The organism is Candidatus Eisenbacteria bacterium (assembly GCA_035577985.1).
Taxonomy (GTDB): Bacteria; Desulfobacterota; Binatia; order DP-6; family DP-6; genus DATJZY01.
Genome location: DATJZY010000116.1, coordinates 1 through 8583, shown reverse-complemented (window position 1 = coordinate 8583; position 8583 = coordinate 1). Strand labels below are relative to the sequence as shown.

At 70.9% G+C, this 8583-nt stretch carries 8 protein-coding genes; 7 read left to right on the top strand and 1 reads right to left on the bottom strand.

Annotated elements, in window-relative coordinates; genetic code table 11:
* On the top strand, positions 1-309 hold a 309-nt coding region (locus VMS22_16320), incomplete at its 5' end, for a hypothetical protein (GenBank protein ID HXJ35598.1).
* On the opposite strand, the gene VMS22_16315 is transcribed toward VMS22_16320, so the two are convergent.
* Positions 278-1093, bottom strand: a complete 816-nt coding sequence (locus tag VMS22_16315; GenBank protein ID HXJ35597.1) for an alpha/beta hydrolase — start codon at positions 1091-1093, stop codon at positions 278-280. The two genes, VMS22_16320 and VMS22_16315, sit on opposite strands and share 32 nt — an antisense overlap.
* 76 nt (positions 1094-1169) lie before the next feature.
* Here VMS22_16315 and glp point away from each other — a divergent pair, with 76 nt between their 5' ends.
* The 6 genes from glp to VMS22_16285 all read left to right on the top strand — a co-directional run.
* Positions 1170-2405 (top strand): gephyrin-like molybdotransferase Glp, encoded by a 1236-nt coding sequence (glp, locus tag VMS22_16310; GenBank protein HXJ35596.1) that lies wholly within the window; start codon positions 1170-1172, stop codon positions 2403-2405.
* 36 nt (positions 2406-2441) lie between these two features.
* Positions 2442-4868 carry a hypothetical protein gene (locus VMS22_16305; protein HXJ35595.1) on the top strand — a complete coding sequence of 809 codons (2427 nt, stop codon included), beginning with the start codon at positions 2442-2444 and terminating at the stop codon, positions 4866-4868.
* Between the two features lie 178 nt (positions 4869-5046).
* A complete protein-coding gene (locus tag VMS22_16300) occupies positions 5047-5811 on the top strand; it encodes a lysophospholipid acyltransferase family protein (protein ID HXJ35594.1) in 765 nt (254 codons plus the stop codon).
* The gene (locus tag VMS22_16295) at positions 5811-6842 is read left to right on the top strand and encodes an alcohol dehydrogenase catalytic domain-containing protein (GenBank protein ID HXJ35593.1); all 1032 of its coding nucleotides are present in this window, start codon (positions 5811-5813) and stop codon (positions 6840-6842) included. The genes VMS22_16300 and VMS22_16295 overlap by 1 nt, the downstream gene beginning before the upstream one ends.
* Before the next feature lie 7 nt (positions 6843-6849).
* Complete coding sequence (locus VMS22_16290; GenBank protein ID HXJ35592.1) at positions 6850-7932, top strand: dihydrodipicolinate reductase; 1083 nt, start codon at positions 6850-6852, stop codon at positions 7930-7932.
* A gap of 25 nt (positions 7933-7957) precedes the next feature.
* The coding region (locus VMS22_16285; protein HXJ35591.1) for an acetate kinase at positions 7958-8583 on the top strand (626 nt) is incomplete at its 3' end.

Genomic DNA, 8583 nt, shown 5'->3' with positions numbered 1-8583 from the left:
CGCCGCTGGCGCACCCTGCGCGTGAGCCTGCTGGGGCTCGTGGGCACCGATACCGCCGTGCGCCGCGCCTACCGGCGGCAACGCGTCCGTCAGCTCGAGATGCTCGCCGACCTCCGCAAGCGCCACGGCGTCGCGCGGCATTCGCCCGAAGACGACGCGGTGCTGCTCTTCACGCTCGAGCGCACCTGCGACGCGCTCGCCGCCGGCGAGGTGCGGGAGCTCGGCCTGTCGGTCGAGCGGACGATCGCCGTGCTGCGACGCCTCGTCCGCGACGCGCTCAGAGACCCCAGCGACGAAGGAACGGCCTGACGGCGGCGAGGAACCCGGCCGGGTTGTCGCCCATGACCGAGTGGCCGGCGCCCTCGACGTCGGCCGTCGCGCTGCCGCGAACCTCGGCGAGGAAGCGATCGGCGTTCGCCTTGGTCAGGATCGGGCTCTCGGCGCCGCGCACGAGCAGGGTGGGGCAGCGGATGCGACGGACGTCGGCCCACAGGCGCTCCATGTCGGCCGCGCCGGCGGCCATGCCCGGGTCGAACTTGTAGCGCCACTTGCCGTCGGGCCACTCGCGCATCGCGTGGGCGAGCCGCTCGCGGATGTTCTCGATCGTGCGGCGCGGGTTGAACGCGTGTGCCGAAGCGACCGCGTCGTCGAGCGACGGGAACTCGTGCACCGAGAGCTGCTTCGCGATCGCGTCGCGCCCCTCGGGCGCGACCGACGGCACGACGTCGACCACGACCAGCCCGCGCACGCGTTCCGGCCGGGCCGCGGCGAACGCCATCGCGTTGAGGCCGCCGAGGCTCATCGCGACCAGGGTCGCCTCGCGCCAGCCGAGGTGGTCGAGGACGGCCTCGATGTCGCCGGTGAAGTCCTCGCGCAGGTAGCGCGGCGCCCAGTCGGTGTCGCCGTGGCCGCGCTGGTCCAGGCACACGACGTGATGGTCGCGCGCCAGCTCCGGCGCCACCTCGTCGAAGCTGTGCGCCGTCTGCGCCGCGCCGTGCAACAAGAGGACGGGCGGCGCGCCGTCCGTGCCCCAGTCGAGCAGGTGGAAGCGCAGTCCGCGCAGGCGGGCGATGCGATCGCGGGGCATCGGCATGAGCGCCCCGTAGCGCCCGTCGTCCGGCGTGTCCAGCGGCGTTGAGTCGCGACGCCGCGCGCGCTAACCCGGGCGCGTGATCTCGGTCGTTGAGGCGATCTCGACCATCCTGGACGCGACGCCGGTGCTGGGCGCATCCCGGCTGCCGCTCGCCGAGGCGCTGGGATGCGTCGCGGCCGAGGACGTCATCTCCAACCGCGCGGTGCCCGGCGCCGACAACTCGGCGATGGACGGCTTCGCGGTGCACGCGAGCGACGTCGCGACGGCGCCGGCGCGGCTCCGCATCGTGGGTACGGTGCCGGCGGGCTCGCTCCTCACCGAGCGCGTCGCGCCGGGCACGGCCGTCAAGATCTTCACCGGCGGCGTCGTTCCCGACGGCGCCGACACCGTGGTTCGCGTCGAGGACACCGAGACGGGGGACGGCGTCGTGACGATCCGCGTGCCGGTGAAGGCGGGGGCGAACGTCCGCCCGCGCGGCGAGGACATCACGCCGGGGCAGATCGTGCTCGCGCGGGGCACGCTCATCGGGCCGGCCGATCTCGGAGTCCTGGCGTCGATCGGTGTCGGCACGGTGCTCGCGCATCGCCGGCCCCGGGTGGCGATCGTGTCGACCGGCGCCGAGCTGGTGGAGATCGATCAGACGCCGGGACCCGCGCAGGTCGTGAACAGCAACGCCTACGTGCTCGCGGCCGCCGTCGCGCGGGCCGGGGGAACGCCCACCGTGCTGCCGATCGCCCGCGATCGCTTCGAGGACATCCGGGCCCGCTTCGAAGAGGCGATGGCGAACGCCGACGTCGTGCTCTCGACCGGCGGCGTGTCGGTCGGCGAGTTCGACTTCGTGAAGGAGGCTCTGGACGCGGTCGGCGTGAAGCGCCTGTTCTGGCGCGTCGCGCAAAAGCCGGGGAAGCCGCTCACCTTCGGACGGCTCGGCGACCGGCTGCTCTATGGCCTGCCCGGCAACCCCGTCTCCGCCCTCGTCTGCTTCGAGGTGTACGTGTGGCCGGCACTCAGAAAGCTCGCCGGACATCGTGCGATCCACCAGCCCGTGGTGCGCGCCCGCCTCGCCGCGCCCGTGAAGAAGGCGACGAACCTGACCGAGTTCGTGCGCGTGCGCCTCGCGCGCAAAGGCGACGAATGGGTCGCGGTCGCCGGCGCAGCGCAGGGCTCGGGGATCCTCTCGTCGCTCGCCGCGGGCGCCGGGCTCCTCGTCGGGCCGGCGGCCGTGACGCAGCTCGACGCGGGCACCGTCCATCCCGTCATCGTGCTCGACGGGACGACGTTCGCGACCGAAATCCCGCAATTTTCGAGTTGACGCGGGCGAGGCCCGCCGTGGTAGCGTCCGCCGCATATGCGGACACGTGTGCTGCTGGCTGGAATCCTCCTGCTCGGCGCGGTGGGGGCGCAGGCGGAAAACCCGTACTCGTGCGGCTCGGGAACGGTCTCGAAGGTGAAGTTCAATCCCGGGCGGACGCAGATGCGCTTCGTCGGCACCTTCGCGCTGCCGGCGGGCTTCGACCCGGCCACGAGCGGCCTCACGCTCGACCTGTGGACCGAGCCGGAGGCCGATCCCAGCAACGCGTTCTTCACCGCGACGCTGCCGAACACGGGCTTCATGACGCTGCCGAGCGGCCAGCTGCGCTACGTCGACAACACCGGGGCGCAGGGCGGCATCACGCTCGTGAAGATCGCGCCGCTCAAGACGGGCGACCGACGCATCACCGTGAAGCGCAAGCTGGGTCCCGCCATCGCGACGCCTCCGGGCGGCGTCTTCCGCATGGTGCTCACCTCGGGAACGGCGTGCGTGCGCCACTGCGGCGCTCCCTGCTCGCTGCTTCCGAACGGCACCCTCAAGTGCCAGAAGAGCACCGACACGCAGCTCTGCGGCATCCGCTCCGGCTGCGAGCTCCTCAACACGTCGAGCGGGCACTGCCTGATGCCGTATCCGTCGACGTGGTTCGAGCGCGACGACGTGACGACCCACACGGGCAAGCGCCTCGCCTATCCGCTGCTCGCGATGCCGACCAACAACAACGGCGTCCGCATCGATCCCACGCAGTGGAACGCCCAGCTCGACGGCTTCAGCCCCGGCACCATGATGATGGCGAACTTCGCCCAGGGCGTGGATCCCGTCCTCTCGGGCCTCGTGTCGTGGCAGAACTATCCGGCGTCGCTCAACACGGCGACCAGCCCGACGATCCTGCTCGACTACGACACGGGTGAGGTGATCGAGCACTTCGCCGAGGTCGACGTCAGCATCGGGCCGAACGGCCAGATCGCGCCGCCGTACCAGGCGGTCATCGTGCGGCCGGGCCGGCGTCTCAAGAACAACGGCCACTACATCATCGCGATGCGAAACCTGGTCGCCGTCGGCGGCGCTCCGATCCCGGCGGAGCCGGGGTTCGCGGCGCTGCGCGACAACATGCCGACGGGCAACCACCTGATCGACCCGCGCCGCCCGGCGTTCGAGAACATCTTCAGCCGTCTCACCGCCGCCGGCGTCGCCCGCTCGAACCTGATCCTCGCGTGGGATTTCCATACCGCCAGCGACTTCGCGCTCGAGCACTGGCTCCTCCACATGCGCGACGAGACGTTCACGCAGCTGGGTCCGAACGCGCCCGCGTACACCGTGACGAGCGTGGTCGAGAACCCGAACCCCGGCCAGATCTGCCGCCGCGTGAGCGGCACCTTCGACGTGCCGCTCTACACGACGTTCGACGGCGTGGGCTCGGTGCTGAACATCAACCCGGCGACCGATACGCCGCAGCAGAACGGCGTCGTGCACGCGCCGTTCACCGCGATCATCCCGTGCAGCCTCTCGACCGGGCCGGCGACCGGCCGCCCGCTCTTCTACGGGCACGGACTCCTCGGCTCGGGCGCGGGCGAGGTGACGGCGTCACACCTGCGGAACCTCGCACAGACGTATGGCTTCGTCGTGGTCGCGACCGACTGGCAGGGCATGTCGGCGGCCGACACGGCCGCGATCCTCTTCTCGATCACGCCCGACCTGACGAACTTCCGGCAGCTCTCCGAACGCCTCCACCAGGGGATCCTGAACCAGCTCGTCTTGGGGCACCTCCTCGGGGCGCCCGACGGTCTCGCCGCGGATCCGAACTTCATCTACGGCGGCGTGCCGACCATCGACCCGTCGGAGGTCTTCTACTACGGCAACAGCCAGGGCGGCATTCTCGGCGGCACCGTCATGGCGCTCTCGACCGAGGTCACGCGCGGCGTCCTCGGCGTGCCGGCGGCGAACTTCTCGACGCTGCTCCAGCGCAGCGTCGACTTCGAGCCGTACTTCCTCTTGCTGCGCACGTTCTACCCGAACGACCTCGATCGCGCCTTCGTCTACCCGATCATCCAGCAGCTCTGGGACAAGTCCGAGCCGAACGGCTGGTACCACCACACCATCTCGAACCCGCTCCCCGGCACGCCGGCGCACCAGGTGCTGATCCACATGTCGACGGGCGACGCTGAGGTGTCGAACATCGCGACCGAGATCATGGTGCGCTCGATGGGCATCGCGCAGGTGACCCCGGTGATCCACCACTTCTTCGACATCCCGGAGTTCGCCGCGCCGCTCTCGACGTCGGCGATGGTCGAGTGGAACGGCTTCTATCCGGCGCTGCCGCTCGGGAACATCCCGCCGGCGGACAACACGGCGCACGGGTCCATGCGGGCGCGCACGCACATCCAGCAGCAGATCGATCAGTTCCTGCGGACGGGCGGCGACGTCGAGCAGTTCTGCATCGGGCCCTGCGACGCGACGGACGATTAGGATATCCGACCCAAGACTTCGTCTTGGGTCGGGGGAGAACGCGAGGGCGTCGCGTTTGTGGCACGCCCGATCGGCATGTCGCGGCCGGCGAAGCCGGCGCGACAGCGCAGGTACGCGCCCCGAGGGCTGACGCGCGTTGGTGGGTCGCGCCCTCCGGGGGAAGCTGCTAGACGACGGCATGCCTCGGTCCGCGCCTGCCGCCGAAACGTCGACCATTGCGCAGGAGGAGGTGGACGCGAGGGGGCTTCGGGTCGCGTTCTCGCCGCATCTCTTCCGCGGGATGATGGTGAGCATGGCGGCGGCGGCGATCGCGATCCACCGCGCGACGGGGAGCCGGCAGCTCGCGTGGTCGTTCGCGAAGGGACGCGCGCGTGATCTCGAGTGGATGCTCGGCGTGCGCACGACCATGCACGGGCTCGAGCACGTGGAGCACGGCGGGCCGTTCATCTACGCACCGAACCACCAGAGCCATCTCGACATCCTGGCGCTCCTGGGACACCTCCCCGGCGCGACGCGCTTCGCGGCCAAGCGCGAGCTCTGGCGCCACGCGATCGTGGGCGGCGTGCTCGACACGCTCGGCATGATCCCCATCGATCGCGACGCGAGCGAGCAGTCGATCCAGATCCTGAATCGCGCGGCGCACGAGGACGCCTCGTCGATCGTGATCTTCCCCGAGGGGACGCGCAGCCGCGACGGCCGCCTGCGCGACTTCAAGAAAGGCGCGTTCGTGCTCGCGGTCGCGACCGGGCTACCGATCGTGCCCGTGTGCTGCCGCGGCACGCGGCGGCTCATGCCGCGCGGGAGCCAGCTCACCGTCGTGCCGGGCGACGTCGACATCTTCATCGAGCCGCCGATTCCGACGACGGGGCTCGGCTACGACGATCGCGACGCGCTCGCCGCGCGCGTGCGCGACGCGATCATGCGCAATCACACGGGGTGGTGATGGCGACCATGCGTGCAGCGTTCGCCCGCGGGCCGGGCAAGCTCGTCGTCGAGGAGACCGAGCGGCCGACGCCCGGCGCCGGCGACGTGATCCTCAGGATCGGCGCCTGCGGGATCTGCGGCTCGGATCTCCACTGGTACCACGATCAGATGATGATCCCGCAGGTGTGTCCGGGCCACGAGATCGCCGGCACGGTCGCGATGGCGGGCTCGGGCGTCACGTCCCTCAAGGAAGGCGACCGCGTCTCGGTCGAGGGCATCGCGTCGTGCGGCGAGTGCCGCCACTGCATCACCGGCAACTACCACTTCTGCACGCGCATCGGGATCGTCGGCATGACGATTCCGGGTGGCTACGCGGAGTATCTGAAGATCCCGGCGCGGCACTGCTTCGCCGTCGTCGACATGGACTTCGCGACGGCGGCGCTCTCCGAGCCGCTCGGCGTCGCGGTGCACGGCGTCCGCATCTCGGGGCTCGAGATCGGGCAGCGCGTGCTCGTGCTCGGCGCGGGGACGATCGGTCTCATGGCGATCGTCGCGGCCCGCGCCGGCGGCGCCGGCGAGATCCTGGTGACCGCGCGGCGCCCGCAGCAGAAGAAGGCCGCGCTCGCGCTCGGCGCCGATCGCGTCTTCGACGACACGGACGAGGGTGCCCTCATGGCGTTCGCAGCCGACAACCCGGTCGACCTCGTCGTCGAGTCGGTCGGCGGCAGCGCGACCACGCTCGACACGGCCGTCGCGACGTGTCGGCCGGGCGGCTCGATCTGTCTTCTCGGCGTCTACACCAAGGCGGTGGCCTTCCCGGCCATCTTCACGGTGATCAAGGAGCTCACGATCAAGGGCTCGTTCGTTTACAACCGCACCGCGAGCCGCGCCGACTTCGACGTCGTCGTGGATCTCCTGCGGCGGCACGGCGATCGTCTCGGCTCGACCATGGTGACGCATCGCTACCCGCTCGCGAAGGTCGACGAGGCGTTCAAGACCGCCGCCGACAAGACGAGCGGCTCGATCAAGGTCTCGATCACCGGGAGTTGAGGTCCGCGTGCCGCATCGGGTCGTCGTCTGGGGAACGGGCAACGTCGGCAAACCGGCGATCCGCGCCGTCGTCGCGAATCGCAGGCTCGAGCTGGTCGGCGTGATCGTGTCGAACCCGGCGAAGGTCGGGAAGGACGCGGGCGAGCTCGCGGGGATCGCGCCGGTCGGCGTCGCGGCGACGGACGACGCGGACGCGGCGCTCGCACTCCGTCCCGACGCCATCGTGTACACCGCGAGCGGCGACTTCCGTCCGGCCGAAGCCATCGACGACGTGGTGCGGTGCCTCGCGTCGGGCGCCAACGTCGTGTCGACGGCCATCTACGGGCTCCTCCATCCGCCGTCGGCGCCGGAGGATCTGCGCGATCGCGTGCTCGCGGCGTGCCGTGAAGGTCGGACGTCGGTCTTCGTGTCCGGCATCGATCCCGGCTGGGCCGTCGACCTCCTCCCGCTCGTGATGTCGGGCGTCGCGGGCCGAATCGACGCCATCCGCGCCCGCGAGATCTTCAACTACGCGACGTACGACCAGCCCGACGCCGTCCGCAATCTCATCGGTTTCGGCCGCTCGCTCGACGAGACGCCGCCGATGCTGATGCCGTTCGCCCTCGACATGGTGTGGGGCGCGATGATCCGCGTTCTCGCCGACGGCCTGGGTCTCGTGCTCGACGAGATCCGCCACGTGGTCGAACGCCGGCCGCTCGAGAAGACCGTCGACGTCCCCGGCATGGGCATCTTCGAGCAGGGCACGCAGGGCGCGTTCCGCTTCGAGGTGCAGGGCATCGTCGGCGGACGGCCGCTCCTCGTCGTCGAGCACGTGACGCGCATCGTGGACGACATCGCGCCCGACTGGCCACGCTCGCCCGACGGGCGGCGCGGCAGCTACGGCGTCGTCGTCGAAGGCGATCCGAGGTTCGAGGCGACGATCACACTCGAGGCGGAGAGCGGAAGCCCCGCGGATGCGGGGAACGCGACGGCGGCGGGGCGGGTCGTGCACGCGATCCCGGCGGTGTGCGCGGCGGCGCCGGCGATCCTGGGGCCGCTGGATCTGCCGATCGTCACGGGGCGGGGGCTCGTGGGGGCGAGCCGCCGGTAGTCGCGCGGGGTATGTAGGAGCAAACATGACCCGCGGCTCGATCCTGGTTCTCAACGCGGGCTCGTCGAGTCTGAAGTTCGCGCTCTTCGACGCCGATGGCCGCGACGTGCTGGCGCCGCCGCGCGCTCACGGCGAAGTCGAGGGCCTCGGAACGCAGCCGCGTCTCACCGTGGACCGCGCCGGCGGCGGTGGGATCGCTCGCGATCTCACCGCGAGCGAAGCGCGTACGCCCGAGGATGCGATCGGCCTCGTGGTCGGCTGGCTTCGTGAGCACCGCGGCGATGATGCCCTCGCTGCGGTCGGACATCGCGTCGTCCACGGCGGGACCGTCTTCACGCGGCCGACGCTGGTCGACGATGACGTCTACCGGCAGATCGAGGCCCTCGTGCCGCTGGCGCCCCTGCACCAGCCGCAGAACCTGGCCGCGATCCGGGCAGTGCGAGCCTGGCGGCGAGATCTGCCGCAGGTCGCGTGTTTCGACACCGCTTTCCATCGGGATCATCCCCTGCTGGCCGATCTGTACGCGCTCCCGTGGGAGTACTACGAGGCGGGCGTGCGCCGGTACGGCTTCCACGGTCTGTCCTACGAGTACGTGGCATCGATTCTGCCGCAGATCGCGCCCGACCTCGCGGCGGGGCGGACGATCGTCGC